The sequence below is a fragment of the Acidisoma silvae genome (assembly GCF_020618775.1).
In the GTDB taxonomy this organism is placed as follows: Bacteria; Pseudomonadota; Alphaproteobacteria; order Acetobacterales; family Acetobacteraceae; genus Acidisoma; species Acidisoma silvae.
On record NZ_JAESVB010000013.1, the window covers coordinates 48,585 to 72,659 of the forward strand.

Consider the following 24,075-nt stretch of genomic DNA (forward strand, 5'->3'; position numbering starts at 1 on the left):
GTCAGCTCTCAGTGAAACTCAACAATCAGGCATGCTCCCGATCGGCTGTGCGGGAAGGTGGGCTTGCAAGGCTGTGATTCTGCGACATCAACGTAGATGGGATTTGGCGGATAGGGCCGAGTCAATGCCAATTCACCTCTACGGTCGCGAATCTTGTTCTTGTTTTGTTCGTGCGGTCTCGCCTAGTTTGCCGTCATGGCCGATGACCCTCCCTCTCCACCTGACCTCGCCGAACTCACCGCCGCGACGGCAGAGGAGATTGCGGAGGCCTTGTCCTACGCGCTTCGCTACGACGAGCGCGGCAAGCCGCGCAAAGGCGGTTGGGATTTCGCGGCGAAACTTGCGGCTGACCGTTTGGCGGAGCACTTGCGGCGATCAGGGCTGATCGTCATGCGAGCCCGCCCCGGCCGTCCCCATTCGGCCGGTTGAAGGGCAGCCTATGTCGAGCGTGCTCGAAATGCTCCGAGCGACGGTCGCTCGCATTGAGGGCCATGCTTCATCGACCAGGGGAGACACTATTCCGCTTTGCCCCCAGATCGATCGGATCCTACCGGGCCATGGTCTGGCACGGGGAGCCTTTCACGAGGTGCTCGTAGCGGACCCAGGGGCGGCGACTGGCTTCTGCGCCCTTGTCCTGGCGCGGGCAGCCGGTGCCGTGATGTGGATCGGCGCTGAACCCGACATCTGGCCCGATGGGCTCAGTGCATTCGGCCTCCTCGCTTCCGACCTGATCCTGGCCAGCGCTCGTCGCGCCCAAGACGGGCTTTGGGCTTTTGAGGAAGCGTTACGGTCCCCCGGTATCGCCGGCGCGGCGCTCATGCTCGACGGACCTGCCCCTGACCTGATTGCCGCCCGGCGATTGCAACTCGCCGCCGAGGCCGGCGGTGGTGTGGGTCTCCTCATCCTCCCCGACACCGATCGCATGCCGCCCTCCGCCGCGCGCAGCAGATGGCGTGTCGAGGCGATGCGCTCTGCAAGTGAGCCTGCCTGGGATCTGACCCTGCTCCGCGCGTCAGGCGGCCGCACAGCGCGTTGGTCGGTTGTCTGGGATCGCCAGGCACAGGATTTGCGCCTGGCGGCGGCAGAGTTCTCACCTCTATCGCGCGCTGTTGCCGGCGGCCGGTTGCCATGATGGCGCGCCGCTATCTCGTGCTGCACCTCCCGCTCCTGCAGACAAACCGCGTCCGTCAGCGCGAACCGGACCTCGCCGGCAAGCTGGTGGCGACATGGGCGATGCTGGGTAACCGCCGCCTGCTGACCGGCGTCGACGCGCCGGGGACCAACCTGTACGTGGGACAGGCACTCGCCGACGCGCAGGCGATGCATCCTGACCTCGAGCTACGCGACGCCGACCCAGAGAGTGACGCGGCGTTTCTGGAGCGTTTGGCGCTCTGGGGCACGCAGTTCACACCCATCGCCGCGGTCGACGGTTCGGACGGTCTCGTGCTTGACGTCACGGGTTGCACAGACCTGTTCGGTGGTGAGGCCGCTTTGCTAGCACGCGTCAGCGATGACCTCTCTCGCGGTGGCCTCACCGTTCGCAGCGTCGTCGCCGGCATCGTTGAAGCCGGCGCCGCCCTGGCGCGCGCTGGCCACCACACGCGGATGGTGCCGCCAGGTCAGGATCGGGCCGTCATCGCGGACTTGCCGCTTGGTGTTTTGCGGCTGTCGCCCGATTGCTTGTCCGGTCTGGGCCGGCTCGGTCTGCATCACATCCGTGATCTTTTGCACCAGCCGCGCGGGCCGCTCTCCCGCCGCTTCGGGCGCGCATTGATGGATGTCCTCGACGCGCTGACCGGCGATCGCCCCCGTAGCCTCTCGCCGGTGCGGCCGCCGCCTGCCTTTGCCGAGGCCGTCAACTTCCTGGAGCCGATTGTCACCCGCCCGGCGATCGACCAGGCGCTCGACGCCCTGCTCGAACCGCTCTGCCAGCAACTGGCCGATGCCGGCCAGGGCGCGCGGTCAGTGACGCTCCGCGCCTTCCGGGTCGATCGCGACGTGCAGGAAATCACTGTCGGCACCGGCCTGCCGACGCGCACGCCCGACCATTTGCGCCGCCTATTTGCCAATGAACTGGAACGGTTGGAGCCGGATCTTGGTTTCGAGCGCATGACCCTGGAAGCAGGCGCCACCAACACGATGGAAGCCGCCCAGAAGACCATGGCGACGGCCGGTGTTGATGAAGCCAGCCGTGGTGAAGCCCTCGCCCAGTTGATCGACCGCCTGTCACAGCGGCTGCCCGTCTGGCGGCTGGCGCCTGCCGAAAGCCACTGGCCCGAGCGCTCCGTCACGCGTGTCGGACCTTTCGATGTTGTGCCGGAGGCAGATCCATCGCGATCGAACCTGCCTGCACCGGTGCGGCTGCTCAAGCGTCCTGTGCCGTTGATGGTGCTCGCAGAAATCCCCGACGGGCCGCCCCTCCGGTTGCGCCTCAACGGCGCTGTCCATGATGTTGCCCGATCGGACGGTCCCAAACGGATCGAACCGGAGTGGTGGCACGACACAGCGCGACGAACCGGCCGGGACTACTACCGTGTCGAACTAGACTCCGGATCCCGGCTTTGGATCGGTCGTATTGAAGCGCTCCGCGCCGATCGCCCGCCGCGCTGGTTTCTGCATGGGTATCTGGCGTGACAACGATCGGTTTTGCCGAGGTCGGCGCCCGCACGAATTTTACATTGCTCGACGGTGCCTCACACCCGGCCGAGATGGTGGCGACCGCCGCCGCGCTCGGCCATGCCGGCATCGGCGTCTGCGATACCAATAGCCTCGCCGGCGTCGTGCGCGCGCATGTCGCGGCGAAGGAGGTTGGCCTACCGTTCATCGTCGGCACGCGGATGGTGCTGGATGACGGCGCGCAATACCTCGCCTGGCCGACGGACCGCGCCAGCTACGGACGGCTGACCCGGTTCTTGTCACTCGGCCGCATGCGGTCGCCCAAGGGCCAGTGCCAGCTCGGTCGGCACGAGATGATCGATCATGCCGTGGGCTGGGCGATGGCGGCCATCCCGCCCCCTTTCCCGGATGCCCCCTTCGGCGAGCGTTTGCGACGGGACGCCCGCGATCTGGGGGACGGCCTCGCCCTGCCCCTGCTCTGCTCCGCCCCGGTCCTCTATGACGGCGCCGACCGTCAGCGGCTCGAGACGCTGCAGGCGATGGCCACTGCCGCGGGTGCCGGTCTGCTGGCGACCACCGCCCCGCGCTACCATCACCCGGATCGTCGGCGTTTGGCCGATGTGCTGACCGCGATCCGGCTCGGGGTCCCGGTCGATCGCATCGGCTTTGCCGCCGACCGCAATGGTGAGCGCTGCCTCAAGAATGCGGAGGAGATGGGCCGGTTGTTCAAGGCCTACCCAGAAGCGCTTGAAAATAGTCTCGACGTGCTCGCGGCCGGGTCCGGCTTTTCGCTCGACGAGTTGCATCATGAATATCCGGACGAGATTCTCGAGCCTGGCCGGCCACCGCTCACCACGCTGACGGACCGTGTCCACGCGGCGGCCGCGGCGCGGTGGCCTGATGGCGTGCCGGCCGATATTCAGACGCGCATCGCCCACGAACTCAAGCTGATCAAGCAGCTCGAATACGCGCCCTATTTTCTAACGGTTCATGAAGTCGTGCGCTTTGCGCGGTCAAAGGGCATCCTTTGCCAGGGTCGCGGTTCGGCCGCCAATTCGACCATCTGCTACGTGCTTGGCATCACCGCGGTCGATCCCTCGAAGCACGACCTGCTCTTTGAGCGCTTCGTCTCGGCCTCGCGCAATGAGCCCCCGGACATCGATGTCGATTTTGAGCACGAGCGGCGCGAAGAGGTTATCCAGCATATCTACGACCGCTATGGTCGCGATCGAGCTGCGATCGTCGGCACAGTCATTCGCTACCGGGGTCGTAGCGCCATTCGCGAGGTCGGCAAGGCGCTCGGTCTCTCGGAAGACATGACTGGCCGCCTCTCGAAAGCCAGTTGGGGGCCAGGCCGCGACGACGGTTTCGCGGAGCTTGCTGAGGAGGAGGGTCTCGACCTTTCAGACCGTCGCTTGTCCCTCACGCTCGATCTTGCCGCTGAAATTCAAGATTTCCCCCGACACTTGGCGACCCATGTGGGCGGTTTCGTTATGAGCCGCGGGCCGCTGACCGAAATGGCTGTGATTGGCAATGCGGCCATGGAGGGGCGTACTGTCCTGGAGTGGGACAAAGACGACGTAGATGCTTTGAAGCTCCTCAAGGTCGATATCTTGGCCCTAGGCATGCTCTCCTGCCTGCGTCGAGGTTTTGATCTTCTGCGCCGGCATCACGGCCGCGATCTCGATCTCGCTGGCGTGCCACGCGATTGTCCCGAGACATATGCCATGCTGCGTCGGGCGGATTCCATCGGTGTTTTTCAGGTGGAAAGCCGTGCGCAGATGGCAATGTTGCCGCGCCTTAAGCCCGAAGTGTTTTATGACCTGGTGGTGCAAGTCGCGATCATCCGTCCGGGCCCAATCCAAGGCGACATGGTTCATCCTTACCTCCGCCGTCGCTGGGGTGTGGAGAAGCCGGTTTACCCACATCCTTCTCCAGAGCACGGGCCGCGAGATGAGCTGAAGAAAGTTCTCGGCCGCACGCTCGGTGTGCCCCTCTTTCAAGAACAAGCGATGAGGGTCGCGATCGTTGCCGCTGGCTTCACGCCGGACGAGGCCGACAAGTTGCGCCGGGCCATGGCGACTTTCAAACATACTCAGGGGGTCGGCGTTTACCGTGAGCGGTTGATTGGCGGCATGGTCCGGCGCGGGTATGACCCGGACCTGGCGGAGCGCGTCTTCAAACAGATCGAGGGGTTCGGTTCGTATGGCTTTCCAGAAAGCCATGCCGCGAGCTTTGCTCATCTTGCCTATGCGTCATCCTGGATCAAATGCCACCATCCGGCAGTTTTCGCGGCGGCATTGCTGAATAGCCAACCCATGGGCTTCTACGCCCCGGCTCAAATCGTAAGAGATGCTCAGAACCATGATGTTGAGGTGCGTCCGGTAGACATCAACGCGAGCGATTGGGACAGCACGCTTGAGCATGAACTCACAAGCGCCGATGGGCATGCCCTCAGGCTTGGTCTCCGGCTGGCTTCGGGTCTTCCGGAAGAAGAGGGACGACTCATCGTCAAGGTGCGTCGTTCTGGTAACGGTGCGCCCTATGGTTCGGTTGAGGAGGTCGCGCGCCGGGCTGGCGTCAGTCGTCGGGCCATCGAGGCGCTTGCGGAGGCCGATGCTTTCGCGAGCCTAGGCCAAGGCCGTCGCGCTGCCATGTGGGACGCGAAGGCTATTGAGCGTGATGTGCCACCTCTCCTTCGCTTGGTCGAAAACTCCCTCGGCGATCCACCTCTGATCCAGGAACCAGCTCCGGCTCTTCCCCAAGAGGCAGCCGGGCAATCGGTGGTTATGGATTACGCATCCACGGGCCTGACGCTGCGCCAACATCCCCTCGCGCTATTGCGCCCGATGCTCACCAAGCTTGGCTACCATGACACCCGGCGCCTCAACACCACCCGTGCTGGCACTCCCATTCGGCTGCCTGGCATTGTGCTGATGCGACAGCGGCCGGGCACGGCAAAAGGCGTCGTCTTTGTCACGCTGGAAGACGAGTTTGGCATCGCCAATCTCGTTGTCTTCACCAACGTGGGGGAACGAGATCGGTCTGCATTGGTGGGATCGCGCCTTATGTTGGCCGAGGGAACGATTGAACGCGAGACCGACCACTCGGAGGTACCGATAACGCATCTGATCTGCCGCAAATTGACTGACCGAAGCGATCTTCTTCAGATGCTGACGCAAGACGAAGGTTCGACCGCGCGCCGTTCAGGGGTCCCAGGAAAAGCAGATGAAGCTCGGCTGCCGCCCAGTCGGGATTTTCGCTGAATTGCTTCTGCCAGGGGCCTTTGCCATTAGCGTCGTCTAGCGGGCTTAGCCATGCTCCGTGCGCCACCAAGGTCACGCACGCACGACTTATGGCTGACCGTTCGCAAAAATGACCGATACTTCGAATGCTGTTCTCCGGCCCAAGGTCCATGGGGCGGTCAGGGTCGGTGGCGTTATCAAAGGAATGGGAGCTTTCGCGAATGCGCCTTCATCATGCTTTGCAGCTAATACAAGTAGGCCACTTCGACGGGCTAAAGCATTGGAGCGCTGAAGAGGTCACGGCCATCAGCGAAGACGTGATGCGCGAGGCTGCCGATGCCGCCGAATTTCGCATCATCTCCGAGACCGATGCCGGCGACAGCCTCGGCACATTTCAGCGATTCGGGTTCGATTTGTGGTCGTCGGGATTGGCCCAGGCGCCTTATAGCCGGTTCTGGCTTTCATGGTCGGAGCTGACTCAGGGGCCGAGTCATCCGCCAACGTCCCTTGCTGCCATGTGCCACCACATACCGGCGGCAACGGAGATCGGCCGGGCCGGCATCGGCCTCTACGTGATGGCCTTCCTCCCGCGGTCCAAATCGGGCTTCCAGGAAGATCGGGTCATCTTCACCAGCCGCCTCACCGCTATGTGGCTCGGCGACACCACTATCCGGGTCAGCCGCCATGACAGTTCGCTCGCTGGTATTGAGAGCGTGCGAAGTGCTTATCGCGCCGTCGCCGCGCTGATCGGCGCGCTTGGAACGCCGTTGGCCTGGCGGCGCGCGGAGCCGGCGCCAGAGAAACTGAACCGTCAACGGTTGCTCAAAGGGCGGCCGGAAATCCGATCTCAGATCCTCATCGACCTGCGGCCAAGCCACAACCGGCCACGCTCAGAGGACCAGCCTCATGGCGGCTGGTCCGTGAAGCCACACTGGCGGCGTGGGCATATAAGGGCCCTTTCTGATGGCCGTCGTGTGCCTATTCCACCGTGCTGCGTGAATATGGAAGAAGGCATCCCGGTGAAGCCTGAATATGTTTTGAAAACTGCGTAGCTCAAAGCGAATTTCATGGCCCCGCAAAGCGCAGCCGTTCGCAAAAGTTCTCGGTAGCTTCCACGGCAGATTTTGTCATGGAGTGAGGAATGAGGATGAGGGGCAAGCGGATGAGGTCGGTGGCGGCGCTGCTGGCCCCCGCCGTGCTGGCAGTCTTGCTGGCGGTCGGGAACGAGGCGTGTGCAACTCCGCAGCCGTTCGGCGGATGCTTGAATGAATTCTGGCATCAGGTGCCGCCCGCCGTGGCGGCACAAGGGCCGCTCTACGCGCTCTGCGCCAGCCATTTTGCCACACTGTACTCAAGCCAGACGGAAACCCCGCTTTACTCGGCCGAGCACCTGACGGGACGGCAAATCGAGGATGCGCTGCGCATGCCTCGACACGACGCGTTCCATGACGATCGCCGGCTGCCCTACGCGGACGCCTCGACCTTGGAAGATTATAGGGGCTCCGGATTTGATCGTGGCCACATGGCGCCCTCGGGTGATGAACCCGACAATTCATCGCAATACGAAAGCTTCGCGCTATCGAACATGATCCCGCAAAACTCAAACGACAATCGGTATCTCTGGGCCGACATTGAAACCGCCGTGCGCGAACTGGTGCTGGCCAACCAGGATGAAGTCTACGTCGTCACGGGACCACTGTTTGACACTTCCGGCGTGCGGGCGCTCCAGGGTCGGATCGAAGTTCCCGCCTACATATATAAAGCCGTCTATGACCCCGAAGCCGGCATTGCGGGTGTTTTCGTCGTGCGAAATGCGCCCGGTAATGAATTCTGGCGGCTTTCCCTCGCTGACTTTCGAAACAGGTCTGGCGTTGATCCGTTTCCCGGCCTACCGGCGAGTATCGCGGCGGACGCCTCTAAATTGCCCGAACCGATTCACGTGTGGCACGCGCGGCCGCAAGGTTAAGGAGGCTGACTTGAAGACTATGAGACCGCAGCAACACGCGGCGCTGAACCGACAGAACACCGGTAAAAAAAATGCTGACAAGGCAGACGAACAGACACTCGTTCGACGATCGCCGCGCGCTTCAAGTTGGGACCCGTCTCACTCGTGGCGAAACAGAAGATCTGATGAAAAACGTTTTTTGACTTCGCTTGAGCGTCGTTATCTTCGAGATGCGTTTCTAAGTTTGGAAAAGTCCCACAAGGCCTTCAACGAGGGTTTTGTTGTGAAGCCTCAGGGCGATCGAGATGTGGCGGATACGAAGCTTCCTCCCCCCCTAGCTAAGTTGGTGGAGAACGGTCTGATAAATATTGAAAAGTCCGGGAATGAAATGCGGTGTTACTTAACAAATCCCGGATTTGCCGCCATCAAATATTGGCTCCTAACCCAGCCACCAAATTTCCGCGTAATGTTTCCGAGACTCTATCAACAACTCACAACGACATCTGCTAAGACCAAAATTGCGGCAAAGGTCAGCCCCAAATGACATCCGGCAATCGCATCTGAACAGCGGCGCTGCTCAAAAATGATAGTTAGGGCAAATGCGGTGTCCGGCGAGCTTGAGCAGGCGCCAGGCCGGCTGTTTCGAAGTCCCTCCAAGCCGGCACCGTCTTGTAGGAAAGCGTCTTAGAGAGCAGGCTACGGAACGAATTAAAAAGATCAATCGCATTTAGAGACGGACAGTACGGGGAATTTGATCTTCGCCCTCGCGTTCAGAAGGTTTCAAAATTCATCAATGGTCGAGTGCTTCTGTAACCGCCGCAATTTGTTCGAACAGCCATGCGAGCCCCTGATCGTTATCATGCGCTTTAGTGTAGATTGCTTGCAGACCGAACTTCAGGGGATCGTAAGGCGGGGTTAGTATAACAACCTTGCCCCTTTCTGCCTCTAAAATTGCCAAGCGTCGCGGCAGCGTCGCCGCCATATCAGTAACAGCAACGACCGCAGCTAAGGCGCTGAAATAGGGGACTGTAACTGCGGGCCGCTTGATCGTCCCTTCGTCGCCCTGTTCCGAGTCAACAAAGAACCGGGTCATCCAAGTGCGACGGAGCACCCGTCCCTCATGGTGGAAGCCATCAGGGGACGCGTCCGTATCGCCTCCAAGGTCTACGACGACCTGCAGATATGAGAGCACTTGCCTAGTGGTTGGCGTGCCGTTTAGGAGGGGGTGTCCAGGTCGAACAATCAGTACTTCTTCATCTGTCAAAATAACCCGGCGGGACAGCCTTTCCGGCAGTTTTGGATACCAGCCAAGCACAATGTCGACGTCGCCAATGTCTAAATGCTCTATAACATCGAGCCTGTTTACGGGAAAAATTGAGATCGTGCAGTTGGGCGCCAGGTCACGGACACGCGCGACCAAACGCGGTAAAACTGTTGATGTGAAGTAGTCTCCAGCAGCGATATGAAACGTGCGGGTTGATGTCTCGGGCTCAAATGTCACAGCATTAAGAAATGCCACAATCTGCTTAACCGGCTCCGATATACCTTTATGGAAGTCTTCTGCCACTTTTGTCGGGACCAACTTATGGTCCTCGCCTCCGTAAAACAGTTCGTCCTGGAGTGCTGCCCGAAGCCGGCTAAGTGCCTTGCTGGTGGTGCTGCGCCCTATGCCAAGCTGCTTAGCCGCCTGTGAAACTGTTTGTTGTTCCATTGTCGCGTCGAAGACGAGAAGCAAATTAAGATTAATGCCGGCGAGGTTCATGGTCCATCCTGTGTCATTTTTTCACGCGCCGCGTGTCAAATATTCACGGACTGGACGACCTGCAGTTGCATGTGTCAATGGAAAATATGACGGGCAATACTCTGTGGGTTGAAAATAGATGATGGGAAGGCGGCTCAAGCATCGTTGCTCTATCCTTCTAGCGGTTGGCGCGTTCCGTTGCTTACTGCCGACCGGCAGTCTGTGTGGCGACGTTCAGCGTCAGGTGGAATCTTATTATGGATTATGCGCAGCTCCGGGCGGCCGTCGGACGTTGAAAAACTTGATACGGAAACCAAACGTATGACACTTTCTGTAGTTAGCCTTGAGGGTTCGGGGTTGAGCGGCCATTCTCGTACTCACGATTATTTGAGTCGATGTTGTCCGGACATAGGGGGCTTCTCAAGGAGTAGTTTGTTCTCTCTGCATCAAAGACTTAGCGGCCAAAAACGCTTCTCGTGCCCAACACGCACGGGGTTCTTAGACCTCCTTTGGAAGATTGTTGCTGGAGAAGGGGTTTCTGGAGATGTGTGTGGGCGTAGCCGTAGGGCATTTGGTTGTTCAGCGCACAATTTATCACTTTCAAGAGCCGTAACTGGTGGTTACAACTATGTGAGGAAAGACTTTGATCAGGGGAAACCCTCGAGAGAGTTAGAAACCGAAAACCATGCAAGCATTAATGCGAAGATGGTTTGACTGACCAAATAAACGTTTTGAATAAAGGAAGTAAAGACGGTGTCGCGTACAGAAGGAACCTAGGCAATTGGGTGCGTTCGTACTGAGACCTGATTGACGTTAGGAGCAAGCTGTTTCGGGGTCCCTAAAATTTTTGGGGTTCCGGTCAGCACTAGCGGAAGGAGATGAAGATGGCGGATGTATGTAACTGTCAGCCGGAGGTGGAACCTCCAACGTTACAAGTGCTCAGTGTAAGACCGCCTCAGGTCGATGATCATGATTTGGAGCTGATGGCGGCCTTAGCGAAAGTTGCATCGAGTAACGCTCTTTGCGTGGCGCTAAATCGAGAGATGGAGGAGAAGGGCGCAGACCTACCGACGGGCCATCCTCAGTGTCGAACCCTGGAGAGGGCGGACGCTCAACGACGCAGTGCCTTGATTGAGCTTTCAAATACACAGGCGGTCAGCGCCGGAGGCTGTACCGCCAAGCTCAATGTCCTCATGGAGATGTTCGTGGCTTATGGACCGGAAGACCCGGAGATGGTCGCAAGACTGGTCGAATATGCCCACGAAGCCGCGGCACTCCTCAGGCGGTTTGAGACTGATCTCAGGCAGTTTGAGACTGCCAAGCCCGTCATGGGGAGCTGGCGGAAGACGCTGACCAACAGCCGGTCCATTCGTCGGATCATGGGTTTTGCGTTCGCGTTTTCCAGCGCAGTGGTCGGACGGTTGGATGCGGGAGGGCTCAACTAAACGAGCGCCGTTCGCAAAACGCCCGCCTAGCCTGGACTCCTCAAACAGGAGTTCACAGCATGCGTTGGACAGCGGGCCTTTTCATCCTCTTCGCAACCCCAGCACTTGCCGCATCACCACAATGCGCGATGCAAGGGCCGACGGTCATCAAGACATCGGCGCCCGTTGCCCAGCCGGCCGCGCCGCCCATCGACGCTGCGCAGCCCCAACGTGCGAAGGCGACAGCCCTGCCGGCAGGCCTCGCCAATATCGCATTTGCTCAGCATATTGCGGCGTCTGGGGCGCAGGTTTCTGATCTCGGGACGATCCATGGCCTTCAGGCGATCTCGGCTCGTAGCGGCAGCCAATTCATGATTTTCGAGCTATCGAAGGATGGTCAGACCGGTGTCTCCGGGGTGCCGATCGACCTTACCGTCGGCCAACTCCAGACCGTCGCATCCGGGAACATCACCGATGTCGGTGAGGCTCATGGTTTCCAGGGTTACTTCGTCCGCAGCGGCCAGCAGTTCCAGGTCTTCTATGCGACGCCCGATAAGCAAGGCTTGGTTCCCGGCGTCATGTGGGACGCCTCCGGCAAAGACCTGACACGTCAACAGGTGGCACAGATTCCGGGGGCGGTGCCCACGGTGGAGATCGGCGGTATCGGTCCTGGTGGTCAAGCGAAGCCAGGGCAGGAACTGTCGGTGCTGGCTAAGGCGACCTATGGCACGGAGGGCTCGGCGTCAGCGCCGCTGGTCTACATGCTGATGGATCCGCAGTGCATGTATTCGATCCGAGCCTTTCAGGCGCTCCAGCCCTACGTCCAGGCGGGGCAAATCCAACTCGCCATCATCCCGCTCTCGGTTCTCGACTACGAGGATAATGGCCAGAGCACACGGAGTGCGCTGGCGCTACTGAGTGACGCGCCGGATCAGATTGTCGGGGCCTGGCAGTCCGGTAGCGAGAACAACACACCAGATCCGTCTGCGCAGGCGCGTCTGGCCAACAACATGGCCGTCGCTCAGGCGGTGGGCTTGAAAGGCACGCCGATGTTCTGGTGGCAGGGTGCCAATGGCACGACGGGGCATTTCGACGGTGTGCCGCCAGATGTCTCCAGCTTCATCGCAGGTTTGAGGAGCTGAGGCATGCGCGAGCGGGAGATCAGAGAGCAAGTCCTTCCTCAGGTCGATCCGGGCGAGCAGGAAGGCGGACAGGGCAGTGCCGACAAGCGGGAACGGTTCAAGTTGCTGCGTCGGTCCGCTCGTGGTGTCGGTTGGCTGCTTGCCTCCCCGGCAGAATGGTTCGGGATAAAATCCATTCGGGCCGGCGCATCGTCGATCAGTCAAACCTACGGCGATATCCGCAAGCCCCGCTCTCGCGACCGGCGCTTCAAAACCCAAGACAATCGCGTATTCGATATGGTCGGGACCGCCTTTGCCTATGGGATCACGATTGAGGAATTGGAGCGCCGCTTCGCCGCGCGTCGGCGGCAGACGGCGCTTCTTGCCTATGGTCTGTTCGGGCTCGGCTGCGTCCTAGTTCTGGCTTGGGTATGTGTTGCAGTCAGGACGGTATCCGATGGCGGGCGTGTCGTGTTGCTGCTGCAATTTCTGCCCTTCTTGGCCTTGTTTTATTTGCTGTCGTTCTATCAAGCCTTGATTAATTTCCAGATCAGGATGGGCCGCGCTGCAAGCTGGCTCGAATACATATCCGCGGAGAAGGAATTCTTGCCCCGATGACACATCGTTTAACCGCGCGCTTGCTCTCGATTTCCATTCTTGCGGGCTTGGCTGGCTGCGTCATGCCCCCGCAGTCGAGCACGTTGACTGAAACCTCCATGGAGGTTTCAGGGAACATGCTTGGGTCACTGACGCCGGTTTATACGCCGCCGGCGGGGACACCTTTCCGCTGCACCTACATCGGCCCGAACGCGCCGATTTTCAGCGTGCCGGGCGATATCGGGCGTAACGGTTTGGGCTATGCCTGGTCGCCCGTGGCCACGATGGGCGCCCGGCGCGGCGACTGGCTTTTGGTGGTGACGCGCACGGGTGTCATCGGCTGGGTCTATCAGCCTCACGAAGTGCCGACCTCGGAAAGCCCTGGTCACTGGATCAGATACTGCAATGTCCATCAGGATGAGCAAGGACGGATTGTATTTCACTGGAAGGGCGTGCAGCCCGGCGAATTCTAGGGGCCTTGGCGCCCCTTCCAGGAAGCTTGGTTCACCAGGTCAGCCAATGCTGTTGCGCAAACATATGCCGCCCGACTAAGCCGGGCGGCATATGTTTGGCCTAACCGCCCCATCCAGTGTCACGCCGGCGAGCCGCTGAATTAGGCGCCGATCATTGCAGCTCGGTTTGCCGTGAACCCTTCTCAACCTCGGTCAGCACACTGCTCGCAACCTGTAACCGGGCCTTCATCTCATCCAGTTCGGCTGTCAGGTCACTGATTGTTCGCCACATCACCAAAAAATTCTCGTTGAGGGGGAGCGGTTGGAGGCTTTCAAGTGCCATGTTGAGGGCTTCATTGGCGGTCCTTGGTGGAAGGGGTTGGCTTGCCAACCAGGCCGTCAACTTCTGGGCTGCAACCCCAGTGAGCCGGACCGTTGCAGTCATTTGAGGCTGGGGCCGCCAGTTGCGGTGGCTCATTTTCGGCTCCTCTGGGTTCGATTGGTTGCTATTTTGGTAGCCACTGGAACAGGCCGAAACCGGCCAGATCATGGAAGGTGGACAGGGCAAAGAGCCCGGCGATCGCCGCCACCCCAGTGCGCGTTGCCAATTCCTGAACCCGAGCCGAGGCCGGGCGGCCGGCGATCCATTCAAAGAGGCAGAACAGGAACGCGCCGCCATCGAGAACGGGGATCGGCAGCAGATTCATCAGTGCCAGATTGACCGAGAGTAAGGCCGTCAGGGCCAGAAGCTGGATGGGACCGCTTGCGGCTGCTTCGCCCGCCAGGTGAGCAACACCGATCATGCCCGTGAACTGGCCGGCGCCTTGTCCCGTGGTGACGGCGCTGAAGATCCCGGTGACGGTCAGAGAAAGCACTGTCCAGGCCCGCGCCGGTGCCAGAAGAAGGATCTGGCCCAGCCCAAGCTGGCGATACCCCTGGGTATGGGCCTCGATTCCGAGATATCCGATGTCATGGTCATTGGAATGCCGCGCCTCGAGGCGGGGCTTTAGATCGAGCTGCGCGCCCTGCCGGTCAATGCGAAGATCGACGGTCTGGTCCGGCCGCGCCTTGAGAAAGGCCCCGAGATCCGCGAAAGTCACGATCGGGGCACCGTCGGCCGCGACGATCAGGTCGCCTTGTTTGAGCCCAGCCCGGGCGGCTGGGGAGCCAGCCGCGATCGTCGTGGCGATCGGGAGGAGTGTGGTTTCACCGCGGCCGGCAAGGATGCAGGCGTAAAGCCCGATGGCGACCAGCATGTTGGCGGCTGGCCCTGCGAGAATAATCATCATGCGGGCTGTTGGTCGAAGGGCTGCATAGCCGCCGGCACGGCTTCGATCGCGCTCGCCGGCGAAGGCGACAAATCCGCCGACCGGGAGGGTGGAAAGGCTCCACACGGTCCCTCGGTGATCTTTCAGCCGGAAGAGATTCGGGCCGACCCCAATGGTGAAGCGCTCAGCCACAAGCCCGTTAGCGCGCGCCGCCAGGTAGTGGCCAAGCTCGTGGCAGATGATCAAGACATTCCCGATCATCAGGATCGCGGCAACCGACATGACCGCTAGAAGGGTCTGGGGCATGGAGCCTCCTTTCCGGAAGCCCGCGGGCGTCCAGTGCTATCGTTGTGGGAGGAGCTTGGCGGCCTAGAAGGTGCCGGGGGGCGTGAACCGGCTGCCGCCGCTCGCGCCCGTCGCCCAAGGGGCGGTTTCGTAGGAGGGTCGGTCGTCCTGCGTCGAGGGCTCGGTCGGCTTTACGACCGTCCCGTCGCGGTCAGCGACCGGCGGGGTCCAGATGGCATTTGAAGAGCCATAACCCGCATAGGGGTCATAGACCGGGTTCTGCATCGGCGGCGGCGGCGGCGGATGGTAGTCCGACACCTTCTTGATATTGCCGCTCTCGCAGGCCACGAGGGAAAGCGTCAGGATGGGGAGGAGGAGAAGGGCTCGGCGCATGACTGTGCTCCATGGTGATGAAGCACAGTCTGGCCGGCTTATTTGCGAACGGAGCGGGTTATCCGGTCAGGCGCTATCGCGCTGGACGCTCAGCGCCGTGAAAGCGCAAATGGACCAACTGCATACCCCTGTCCTGAGCCGTATCTTCGGCCGCCTTCTTGCCCGCGGCGAGGTCGGCGTTTTGGCTCCGTAGCTCCTGGTTTTCCCGCTGAAGCTTGGCAAGCTGACGCTCGTATTTGGCTTGGTCGGCCTTCGCGATCCTCACCGCCTCCTGGGCGGCAGCGGCCAGCACCGCCTTTTGGCGCTCGTAAAGCTCCAGCCATGCGCGAAGGTGGGCAATCTCACCCTCGTAGTCCCGGCGCGCCCGAGCACTATTTACTAGGGCCGCGAACTGGTTAGCCGCCATAGCATCTGTGATAATATTGGCGGCAGTAATTGCATCACTCATCATCTTCGCTGCCTCCGCTACTATCGGTGGTTGCGCGCAATGTTGAGTCCATAGAACCTTCGGCTCCTTGGCTCGACGGTCCACCAATATACCCAGCCGGGCCGCGTGGCAAACTTTGTTGGGAACGAGACTGAGCACCCTGGATGGCCTGAAGACTTCCGTTGAGGGCGTTCTTGGTGCCCGACGCTATGCGCTCGCTCGCGCCCCATGCTGCCTGTTGATAGAAAGCTTCCCCATCGACCCGATTAGCTGGGGCGATCCCAATGAGACGGGGCAGATGATGGGGGATCAACGTCACCATCCGGAAGGACATGAGCGCGGCCGTCACATGGAGCATGACGAAGATGTTCACGAGGACGACGACGCCGATCATGTTCGTGACGAACCAGCCCCCGTCCAGCACGAAACCCGTGGCTATGCCGAAGGATTGGCGGATCAACAGCGACATGCAGTCATAGACGAAGTAGCTGAGGAATAAGCCGATCACCATGAGAACCGGCCGGAACATGACGTTGAACAAAAGGCCCCAGCCCTCAATGCCCCGACCGTGCAGCCCTTCGCCGCCGAAGGTCATGTGCGCCAGCATCCAGAGCGGCACCGCGACCATGGCCTCGCAAACCAAGATGATCCAGCCGCACACACCGGCCATCCAGAGGACATAAGGGATCATCGGCAAAACATAGGCGATGATGATGCCCGGCATGAGGATGGCAGTCAGCAACATGAAGATCGGTATGGCGAGAAAATTGACCAGGGCGTGGCCCGCCACGGTCGCGGCTGCGCCGCCCCATTGGAAGGTCAAGACCTGGTAGACCGTCATGCCGGCTGTCGCGGCCTTCGAGGCGAGGAGCCCCGCCGCCACGAAAGCGAGCAAGGCTGTGTTCATCAGCGTTTGACCGAGGCCCATCAACCCGCCGAAGGGATCGGTCCAGGTCTGATTGCTCGGCAGGAGGAAGCTGACGATGTGATTCAGCGTCCATTGCGAGATGTGCATCGAGTTGAAGATCTGTTCGAGCACCGAGCTGCCCTGCTGCTCGTTGGTGATGGAGGCGAGGGTCGTCGGGACGCCCGAGGGCGGCTCCGATTGATCGGTCGTCGTCGCGGTCGTGCGCAGGGTGGATATGTAGGCGCTGGCGGCGCTGACCATGGGCGCCAGATCGTAGGACATCGACTGGCCGATGCCCTCATATGTCGGCGAGGTCACGTCAGGGGTGGCATTGAGAAGCGACAACGTCGCCGCATTCAGCCGCGCGATCTCAAGGTAGTAAGCGCCGGCCGATGTCCAGCCCAGGGCCGATTGCTGGGTTTCACTCGTTTCCAAAGGGGACGTTCCGTCCGCCTCCGCCTGTTGTGCCGTCAGCAGATCGAGATTGCCCTGCCGAGCGGCCGTGGCATTGCCCTGAATTGCGCTATTGATCGCCGACTGCTCGCTCGTTGCCGTCGTCTGTAGATCCTTGGTGTAGTCGTTGACGGCGCTGGTGTAGACGGATTGCAGCGATGACAAGGCCGAGCTGTTTTTCGTCTGGTAGAGTTGGGTCGCCACGTTCTCGACCTGAGAGCGGATGTCGTCGTTCAGAATGTCCTGCAGGATCGCTTGCTGGACCCCTGCCATGTTGACGTTGACGCCTGCGACGGTCGTCTGATTTTTCGGAGGTTCATTGACCGTGATGGAGCCGCAAGCTGGATCGCCGGATTCATTGCCGGCCGAGAGGCTGTAACGCCAGCTCACATAGGAGCCGTCTGTCGTATCGGACCCGGACACCGGCTGCGGAATCGAGACGAGGTTGCTACCGCCCGGATTGGCGGAGCCGCCAGCGAGGTTCACCAGGTCCATGCACAGCTCGGAACTGATCAGCCCGGACACCACGTCGCCCGTCCCTGGTATGACGGGCTGGGCAATGATCATCGCATCCGGACCGACTGCCTGCACGGCATTGGTATAAAGGGCTTTGCCCATGCCGACCCCCCACAAGGCGGCCTGCTCGACGAGTTCCTGTCCTGCCGAAAATCCCGTGCCGAGCGGAAACATCATGATGGCGGCGAAGCCGACACGCACGACGAAGATCCAAGACTGATTGCTGCCCAGGATCTGCGAGCTTTCTGCCGCACGGTGGATCGTCATGATGGTGTTGTAACAGACGAAGGCGCAGGCGATGGCCGCGACGTAACCTGTGAATTGACCGATGATCTGACCGATGACGGTGGCTTCACTACCGGTCGAAGTCGCGGTCGTGGTTGTGCCAATCGAGGCGCCTGTCGGGAACAGGCTTTTGACGACCTGCGCCGCCCAGTCTTGGCCTGGATCGAGCGCAGACCAGCTTACATCGTAGGGATTTGTCGTCTGCGCAAACGCAGGCCCAGCGATAACCGTGATGGCGAGGACGAGGAACAGGAGAGTGCAAATTCGCATGGCTACCTCGGGGGATTTTCCCGAAAGCTGCCATGCGAGATTGCGAACGGCGCTCCGAAAAGACTCTAGCTCGGCGACGGGCTTGGCCGGCTGGTATTGTCCGGCCCAGACGGAGTGAAGAACGACTTTACGGCTTCGACGGCCTTCTGAATGATTTCGGCCGCCTGCTTGGAAATGTCTTCGAGGCTGGTCCTGCCTTCCCGGCGCGAGGGCGTGCTCTCAGCCTTATCGCCGATCTCAGCATCGAGCTGCTGGAACTTGGCGGTGAGGTTCGCGGCGTCCGGCCGGCGCGCGATGATCTGCTCCACCCCAGTCCTGGCCTCGCCGTATTTTGCCAGCGCTTCGGACGCCTTGTCATAGGCGTTGGCGAAGCCCTTTTCCTCGACCAGGGCGGTGTTGAACTGCTGCCGGAGGTCCTGGTAGCGGCCACCGTCGCGCATGCCCGCCAGGACACCGGACATGCCCTCCGGGTCGGAGCGCGCGGCAGAGGCGATGCGGTTCATGATCGTCGCCCCGTCACCCGCCCGGAAGCCCTCCATCGCGTCCAGCGCGGCGCGCCCGGCACGTTCAGCGTTCTGGAGACCGTTGCTATCGCGCCCTTCGCGGATCTGGGATTCGAATGCCGCCAGACGGCCCGCGAAGGGTTGAGGGGCGGAATCCCACGGTGCCGAGGCCGCGCCGCCAGTGACGTTCCGGACAACTCCATTGATGTGATCGAGAACTGTGGCTTGACGCACCTGCTGATTCGCCTGTTGTGCGGCGGCCTGAGCCCGTGCTTCCTCCTGCGTCCGAGTAGCCTCCTCTTGGCCTTTCTGCGAGGACCGGTCCTGCCTCGTTCCGGCCTGGCCTTCCGTGCTGGCATCAGCACCCTCTGGTCGATCTGTGCGGGCGCTGGTGGGAGCAGTCGTCGCCTCAGCTTTCGGGGCTTCCGGTGGAGGAGCGAGAGGCGGGGCACGATCGGCTTGCCTGACCGCATGTTCCAGATGGTCGAGACGATCACGGATATGGTCGGTATTCTGGTCAGACTGCCGGGCAACTTCTGCGCCAGTAGTCCGTATGTCGCGCATTAGCTCCGGGTTATTGATGGTCGGTGTCGATTGGAGAAGCGCGATCATGCGCTCATTTTCCAGGCCTGGAGCCGAACCAGCAAGGCGGGTCATGTCGGAGCGAGCTGCTTCGGAAAGGGGGAGCTGATGGCCCAGAACCTTCTCAACATCTTCAGTCATCCTCGCAATAGAACGTTGGAAGTCGGACTGATTCGCACGTAGCGGTTCCGTATTTTCGTTGCGGAGAATGGTAATCGCATCTGCCAGTTGAGGATTACGCTCGCGTATTTCATCCGCGTAGCGGCTTGTCGCGTCCAGCATTTCCTGTGTTGCTGGTGGACGCGGCGGTTGAGCGCTGCCGCTCGGATCGGTATCTGCCATCTTAGCGTTCTTTCCTGTTAGTTGCTGGTGCCCGTCACAGTCGGCGTGGGCAATGTCGAGGTCGGCACGTAGTCGTGCTGCGTGTCGACGGCGAGATGAGCGGCCTCGAGCGACCCGCGCTCCAGGCTCGTCTTGTAGATCTGGAACTGAAGATAGTTGTTGAGGGCCAGCTCAGTGGCGATCTCACGCTCGACCGATGGCGGCGGCATGCTCTGGAGGTTGGCCGCCCAGGTCTCGTCCGAGACGCGGCGTTCTGATTCGATTTGAAGCACTTGGAGCCAGGAACCTTGGGTTTGGGCTGTCAAGCCCATGTTCGTCAGATAGTTCTGCTGAACCGTGGTCAACGGAACCGTCTGCGATTGTTCGCCGACAATGTTGTCGAGGAAGGTTTGCGCCGCCGATATCCTGGCGTTGTAGGCCCGACGTGCAACTTGTGCGTCCTGGCCTGCCAGTGACGTGAGCTGACTGCCGCGCAGCGGCGCCGGCGCGACGGCCTCGATCAGATTTGTCGCGTAATCTTTCGCGGCCGTCAGAGCCTGTTGGGTCGCATAAGTCCCGCCGGCAAACAGGGTTGAGAAACTCTGATCCGTATCGGCAGTGGCTGTATTGGCCGCGCAGGGAAGCCCGGCCGCCTGATCGTTAGCGTCGCAATAGCCGTTGATATGCTCGGCGTTTGCCGCCGCCGCCCCCTGCGCCTGCCCGTAGTAGGACGGCATGGTGGGCCAACCCTGATCGCGCTCATCCTGGATTTTGGCGATCGTGTATGCAACCTGATAGGCCTGATGTGCCGCTGACTGCGTGCTGACGCCACCATCGAGGGCGGCGCATTGCGTCGGGCTTACTGTTTGCTGATCGCGGATCTGCGCATCACGAAGTTGCAACATATATTGCCCCATCGCCTCATTGGAGGCGTCGGCGATCTGTTCCTGCGCACCGATCTGGGCCTTGGAATAGTTCGCGTTTTGCGTGAACCCTTCCTGCAACAATGTATTCGTGCTGCCGAACGTGGTGCTGCCGATTGCGGAGGAGATACCTTGGTTTATGCTTTGCACGGCCTGCAGAACGCTGAGGATGCCGCTCTCTTTGGCAAGCGTCTGGATTTCCTCGGCGATTGACGCAGGGTCGATGACCGGCAGATCGGCGTAAGCCGGCGTGACGTGGAAAGCAATGGCGCCGATCACTATGCCGACGGCCGTCGCCCCGTAGAGGGATAACTTGCGCATGGCCGTCTCCTAGAAGGTGCCGTTGATGTTCTGCAGGGCGGTGTAGCCGGTCGGATACATGCCGTTGCCGGTGATATAGAGGCCGGTGCCTGAGCCGTTGGTGCCAACGCCGCCGCCGAGTGTGCCGATTGTCGGGCCGCCGCCGCCGAAGGTCAGCTTCGGACAAGACAAGCCGCCGCCAAGACCACCGAAGCCGAGATTGAACCCGGTAATGGTCAGCCCGCATTGGACATTGCCGAGCCAGGAATTCCAGGTTTGCTGAACGGCGCTGCAAAGCTGCCCTTCGACCGTCTGGAGCAGCGAGGTCGGGTTCAAGAGGTTGGTCACCAGATTGAGGCCGACGCCATTGAAGAAGTTATTGAGGCAGGAGAGGCTCGTCACGCTCTTGGGTTGCGTTATCGTGGTCTGATCGGCCGCCATCCGCGCCGTCATACCGTTGGCAGCGGCCTGGGCGAGAGCCGCGCAGCCGACGCTCCCAGTTGTGGTGGATTGTGCGAGTGCGGGGGAAGCGGACATCGCGGAGACCGCGAGGATCGCAGCCGCGGCGATGCTCTTAAACATTGGAGGACTCCTTGTTAGCGGTGTCGGTCGCCGACACCAGTTCATCCATGCGTTCGATGGAAATCAGTCTTTGAAGTGTCGCCTGGCGCGCGATCGTCGTGACGGTCGCGAACAAAGCCCGCCCTGCCGGCGTTTTGTGTTCCAGCAAGGCGTCCTCAATGGTCAGGTGGTCGGACAACCCTGTTGCCCTGAGCCAATGGAAGAAAGCCAGCGCCCGTGCTGTACCGACCTGGGCGAGGACAAGCTGGAGATCGCCCTGAAACTCCCGATCCATCGAAGCGGTGGAGAGAGCTTCAGGACTGCGGTGGGCGAGCTGGTCGAGGATCTGCCCGAACTCCACGAGCAGGCCGGTCGCCTGCACCGACGCCTCAACCGGGCGTAGGGCTGGGGGCCATGCATCGTCCAAACGGACGGGGCGCACCGCATCCAGCCAGTCGGTCACAACTTTTGTTCGCAGGTCAGGCATTGCACAGCTCCTGTTACGGATTGCGGGGAGCATCGCGCGCCGTTCTGCGAACGGCGCTATTTTCTGATTTCGACCGCCATGTGGGTCATCACGAGATGCAGGCCGAGCGGTTTGACCGCCTCGCGTAAGACCTCGTTCCATCCTTTGCCGCCCTGCCAGGAGACCATCGAGGAGGCGCTGGCACCGGGACCGTAGGTCACGCGCACGGTAGAGGGCACGATCTGGCGGCAGGCAAAGCCGAGCGGGACGTTATTCCCGAACCCCTTGGCCAGCTTCCAGTGCCAGGTCGGCTTGTGGGGTGTCTTCGCTGCAAGATCCTCGGGATCGACAATCGGCGCCATGCTGGTCGGCGCCGCTGCAACCCCCGCGGGTGAAGGTGCCGGTGACCCACTCTTCACGACAAAATCCGCCCACGCGGGCGGACTTTTTGCGAGTAGTGTCACCGCGAGGAATGCCAAAAGGATAGCATTGCGGTAAATGGTCATCACGCGCCTCCGACGAATGCATCAGGCGAATGGTTGAGCCAATTTTTTGCGAATGGGGATTGCGAAACTGGTTTATGACAGGGGATAAGCGCACACCGTTTTAGGCGTCGCGGCTCGAGGAGCGGCATGGCTGGAGCATTGCTGCGGTTGGTTTTTGCTTGAGGAGTTAGACTGCGACCTATGGCCAAAGAAGCAAAAGAGCCGGCTTCGCGCGATGAGGACATTGAAGATGTAGTCCGGACGGTGGCTGACCGTCTGGCCGCAGCGCGCAAGGCTCGCGGATGGACCCAGAAGCAGTTCGGCGAAATGGCGGACATGAGCCAGCAACGTATCTTCGAGCTGGAGCAAGGCGTCGGCAATATTACGATCCGAACTCTGAGTAAAATGGCCAAGATTTTGGATATCGATGTTCACACGCTATTTGTAGGCAGCGGCCCGAGTGTTGAGTATGGGCTCGCAAATTCTATGGCGAAGCTCATGAAAATGCTTGAGGACAGGGGAGCGCAAGATAGCGAAAGACGCGAACAAGAGGAGTTGTTTCGTTCAAGTTTTCTGTCGATCATACAGCGACTTGAGCAACTGACCGTTCGTAAACCAACGAAGGATAAATAAAGCCGCGCAGTGTCATCCATCATCCTGCCGAAGGTAGCCGCAAGACGCTGATAAACAAGCGGAGATCGGTTTTTTAGGAAAAACATCAAGGTTTTTCTTGATTAACACGCTTACGGTTGTTAGATAGATCTCCAGTCCCTGACTGGAGGTTAATGTGGCGTTTACGGGCGTCCAAAAAGTTGAGGAAAAAGGTGCGGCGCTTCCGGCGGCGCTTGGCCTGCCTCATCTTCCGCCCGCCGCTCCCCAGTTTCCCCTTTTCGATCGTCTCCTGACCTGCATGGTCAGTGCGGGACAGGGTATCCAAGCCCTCTGCCTACTGCTGAGCCTGAGCCGGGCCGTCCTTGACGAACACATCATCCGGCTTGGCATCGCTAACCCGCATGACCGTCCGATGCGCGGCGGCGGGGCAAAGGCGTGGTCCCTGAAAGATGCGATACGTCTGATCGTTTGGCGTCTCGCCGGCGTTCATCCGGAGGTAATCGGCCAGAGGCTGGATACACCGCGTTCAGCAAGCGCCGTGCGCGCGAAAGCCCGGCGGCTCGGCATTCCCTGTCCGGATCGAAAAGCGCTGCATAAGCCCCAGCCGGATAGCTTGCGTGATCCTGGCGCATCGGGCCTCATGGCCACGCTCATGCTGGCGGGCATTGAGCCTGGGCAGTCGGCCGATGAGGCGCTGAAGCGTCTGCGTGACAGCGTTGTGGTGAGCGCGGCCGAGGTGGTTTCACTCCCCACCAAAGAAGGGCGGCCGCGTCGGAAACGGAACAAAGCGGCGGGGCAGCGTGAGTTGCCGTTCTTCGGGATTGTTCCCGACCAGGGCGAGCAAAAGGTTCAAAAGCCCGAACCAGTCCAAATCCCAACCGCCGAAAATCAAGTCAATTTCGGCGAAGACTTGACCTGGTTTGCAGGCCTCAAGGGACGAACGAAAGCTCAATCAAATCGCGTTGCGGTTTGGATCGCATTCATGCTCATGGCGGGCGGGCTCCATTACAAAGAGGCTGCCAAGAAACTCGGCGTGACCCCGGACGCGTTCAGGACGTTCAAGACGAACGTCGCGATCCCGAGTGATTCCGACCGCCGTAAAATGGGCAACGTCTTTGACCTTGACGCGGCCGAAGCCACACTCAACCGCTCAGGTTATGAACTGAAACGTTGCCTCAACAGCGCCAATTGGTTCTGGGCAAAAAAATCCGAAAAGGGCGTGCGACTTTCGCCGCCACTTCGACGCGGCGAGAAAATAATCGGCGAGCATGGCAACAAGTTCACGATAATTACGCGTGCTATGCTCGATGCAGAAACTCGCGCAAGGCATGCGCCGTTCGCAAAAACCCATGCCAGACTGTTTGCATGATGCAAACA

The 24,075-nt window shown here is 60.6% G+C and carries 24 protein-coding genes; 13 read left to right on the plus strand and 11 right to left on the minus strand.

What is annotated here, in order from left to right; translation table 11 throughout:
- Positions 1–195: 195 nt before the first annotated feature.
- The 7 genes from ASILVAE211_RS19650 to ASILVAE211_RS19680 all read left to right on the plus strand — a co-directional run bounded on the left by ASILVAE211_RS19650 (position 196) and on the right by ASILVAE211_RS19680 (position 8,350).
- Complete coding sequence (locus ASILVAE211_RS19650) at positions 196–429, plus strand: hypothetical protein (protein ID WP_227323060.1); 234 nt, start codon at positions 196–198, stop codon at positions 427–429.
- A 157-nt stretch (positions 430–586) separates the two neighbouring features.
- A complete protein-coding gene (locus ASILVAE211_RS19655) occupies positions 587–1,132 on the plus strand; it encodes an ImuA family protein (protein WP_227323061.1) in 546 nt (181 codons plus the stop codon).
- Positions 1,129–2,634, plus strand: a complete 1,506-nt coding sequence (locus ASILVAE211_RS19660; protein ID WP_227323062.1) for a Y-family DNA polymerase — start codon at positions 1,129–1,131, stop codon at positions 2,632–2,634. Before ASILVAE211_RS19655 ends, ASILVAE211_RS19660 begins: the two co-directional genes overlap by 4 nt.
- On the plus strand, positions 2,631–5,882 hold the full coding sequence (locus ASILVAE211_RS19665) for an error-prone DNA polymerase (RefSeq protein ID WP_227323063.1): 3,252 nt from the start codon (positions 2,631–2,633) through the stop codon (positions 5,880–5,882). Before ASILVAE211_RS19660 ends, ASILVAE211_RS19665 begins: the two co-directional genes overlap by 4 nt.
- A 200-nt stretch (positions 5,883–6,082) precedes the next feature.
- Entirely contained in the window at positions 6,083–6,913 is an 831-nt protein-coding gene (locus tag ASILVAE211_RS19670) for a hypothetical protein (RefSeq protein WP_227323064.1), read from the plus strand.
- Between the two features lie 119 nt (positions 6,914–7,032).
- Positions 7,033–7,827: a DNA/RNA non-specific endonuclease gene (locus tag ASILVAE211_RS19675; protein ID WP_227323065.1), complete on the plus strand. Its 795-nt coding sequence runs from the start codon at positions 7,033–7,035 to the stop codon at positions 7,825–7,827.
- A gap of 10 nt (positions 7,828–7,837) precedes the next feature.
- The gene (locus ASILVAE211_RS19680) at positions 7,838–8,350 is read left to right on the plus strand and encodes a hypothetical protein (protein ID WP_227323066.1); all 513 of its coding nucleotides are present in this window, start codon (positions 7,838–7,840) and stop codon (positions 8,348–8,350) included.
- Between the two features lie 246 nt (positions 8,351–8,596).
- Here the strand turns inward: ASILVAE211_RS19680 and ASILVAE211_RS19685 are convergent, their stop codons facing one another.
- Positions 8,597–9,568 carry a LysR substrate-binding domain-containing protein gene (locus ASILVAE211_RS19685; protein WP_227323067.1) on the minus strand — a complete coding sequence of 324 codons (972 nt, stop codon included), beginning with the start codon at positions 9,566–9,568 and terminating at the stop codon, positions 8,597–8,599.
- 863 nt (positions 9,569–10,431) lie between these two features.
- Between ASILVAE211_RS19685 and ASILVAE211_RS19690 the strand changes: the two genes are divergently transcribed.
- From ASILVAE211_RS19690 to ASILVAE211_RS19705, 4 genes are read left to right on the plus strand one after another with little or no spacing between them, the layout of a single operon-like run.
- Entirely contained in the window at positions 10,432–10,992 is a 561-nt protein-coding gene (locus ASILVAE211_RS19690; protein ID WP_227323068.1) for a hypothetical protein, read from the plus strand.
- A 59-nt stretch (positions 10,993–11,051) separates the two neighbouring features.
- Positions 11,052–12,113, plus strand: a complete 1,062-nt coding sequence (locus tag ASILVAE211_RS19695; protein WP_227323069.1) for a hypothetical protein — start codon at positions 11,052–11,054, stop codon at positions 12,111–12,113.
- 3 nt (positions 12,114–12,116) lie between these two features.
- Positions 12,117–12,710: a hypothetical protein gene (locus ASILVAE211_RS19700; protein WP_227323070.1), complete on the plus strand. Its 594-nt coding sequence runs from the start codon at positions 12,117–12,119 to the stop codon at positions 12,708–12,710.
- On the plus strand, positions 12,707–13,162 hold the full coding sequence (locus ASILVAE211_RS19705; protein WP_227323071.1) for a hypothetical protein: 456 nt from the start codon (positions 12,707–12,709) through the stop codon (positions 13,160–13,162). The genes ASILVAE211_RS19700 and ASILVAE211_RS19705 overlap by 4 nt, the downstream gene beginning before the upstream one ends.
- A 151-nt stretch (positions 13,163–13,313) precedes the next feature.
- Here ASILVAE211_RS19705 and ASILVAE211_RS19710 read toward each other — a convergent pair whose 3' ends face one another.
- From ASILVAE211_RS19710 to ASILVAE211_RS19755, 10 genes are all read right to left on the minus strand, one after another.
- Positions 13,314–13,619: a hypothetical protein gene (locus ASILVAE211_RS19710; protein WP_227323072.1), complete on the minus strand. Its 306-nt coding sequence runs from the start codon at positions 13,617–13,619 to the stop codon at positions 13,314–13,316.
- A 28-nt stretch (positions 13,620–13,647) separates the two neighbouring features.
- Positions 13,648–14,715, minus strand: a complete 1,068-nt coding sequence (locus ASILVAE211_RS19715) for a M50 family metallopeptidase (protein WP_227323073.1) — start codon at positions 14,713–14,715, stop codon at positions 13,648–13,650.
- Between the two features lie 63 nt (positions 14,716–14,778).
- On the minus strand, positions 14,779–15,087 hold the full coding sequence (locus ASILVAE211_RS19720; protein WP_227323074.1) for a hypothetical protein: 309 nt from the start codon (positions 15,085–15,087) through the stop codon (positions 14,779–14,781).
- Positions 15,088–15,160: 73 nt separating this feature from the next.
- Positions 15,161–15,538 carry a hypothetical protein gene (locus ASILVAE211_RS19725; protein WP_227323075.1) on the minus strand — a complete coding sequence of 126 codons (378 nt, stop codon included), beginning with the start codon at positions 15,536–15,538 and terminating at the stop codon, positions 15,161–15,163.
- Entirely contained in the window at positions 15,528–17,945 is a 2,418-nt protein-coding gene (locus tag ASILVAE211_RS19730) for a DotA/TraY family protein (protein WP_227323076.1), read from the minus strand. The genes ASILVAE211_RS19725 and ASILVAE211_RS19730 overlap by 11 nt, the downstream gene beginning before the upstream one ends.
- A 65-nt stretch (positions 17,946–18,010) precedes the next feature.
- Complete coding sequence (locus ASILVAE211_RS19735; RefSeq protein ID WP_227323077.1) at positions 18,011–19,372, minus strand: hypothetical protein; 1,362 nt, start codon at positions 19,370–19,372, stop codon at positions 18,011–18,013.
- Between the two features lie 17 nt (positions 19,373–19,389).
- Positions 19,390–20,595, minus strand: coding sequence for a hypothetical protein (locus ASILVAE211_RS19740; RefSeq protein ID WP_227323078.1), 1,206 nt, complete (start codon positions 20,593–20,595; stop codon positions 19,390–19,392).
- A gap of 9 nt (positions 20,596–20,604) precedes the next feature.
- On the minus strand, positions 20,605–21,156 hold the full coding sequence (locus ASILVAE211_RS19745) for a hypothetical protein (protein ID WP_227323079.1): 552 nt from the start codon (positions 21,154–21,156) through the stop codon (positions 20,605–20,607).
- Entirely contained in the window at positions 21,149–21,622 is a 474-nt protein-coding gene (locus ASILVAE211_RS19750; protein WP_227323080.1) for a hypothetical protein, read from the minus strand. Before ASILVAE211_RS19750 ends, ASILVAE211_RS19745 begins: the two co-directional genes overlap by 8 nt.
- Before the next feature lie 56 nt (positions 21,623–21,678).
- Complete coding sequence (locus tag ASILVAE211_RS19755) at positions 21,679–22,107, minus strand: hypothetical protein (protein ID WP_227323081.1); 429 nt, start codon at positions 22,105–22,107, stop codon at positions 21,679–21,681.
- A 180-nt stretch (positions 22,108–22,287) separates the two neighbouring features.
- Between ASILVAE211_RS19755 and ASILVAE211_RS19760 the strand changes: the two genes are divergently transcribed.
- Positions 22,288–22,719, plus strand: coding sequence for a helix-turn-helix domain-containing protein (locus ASILVAE211_RS19760; protein ID WP_227323082.1), 432 nt, complete (start codon positions 22,288–22,290; stop codon positions 22,717–22,719).
- Positions 22,720–22,873: 154 nt separating this feature from the next.
- Positions 22,874–24,067: a hypothetical protein gene (locus tag ASILVAE211_RS19765; RefSeq protein ID WP_227323083.1), complete on the plus strand. Its 1,194-nt coding sequence runs from the start codon at positions 22,874–22,876 to the stop codon at positions 24,065–24,067.
- The last annotated feature ends 8 nt before the right edge of the window (positions 24,068–24,075 follow it).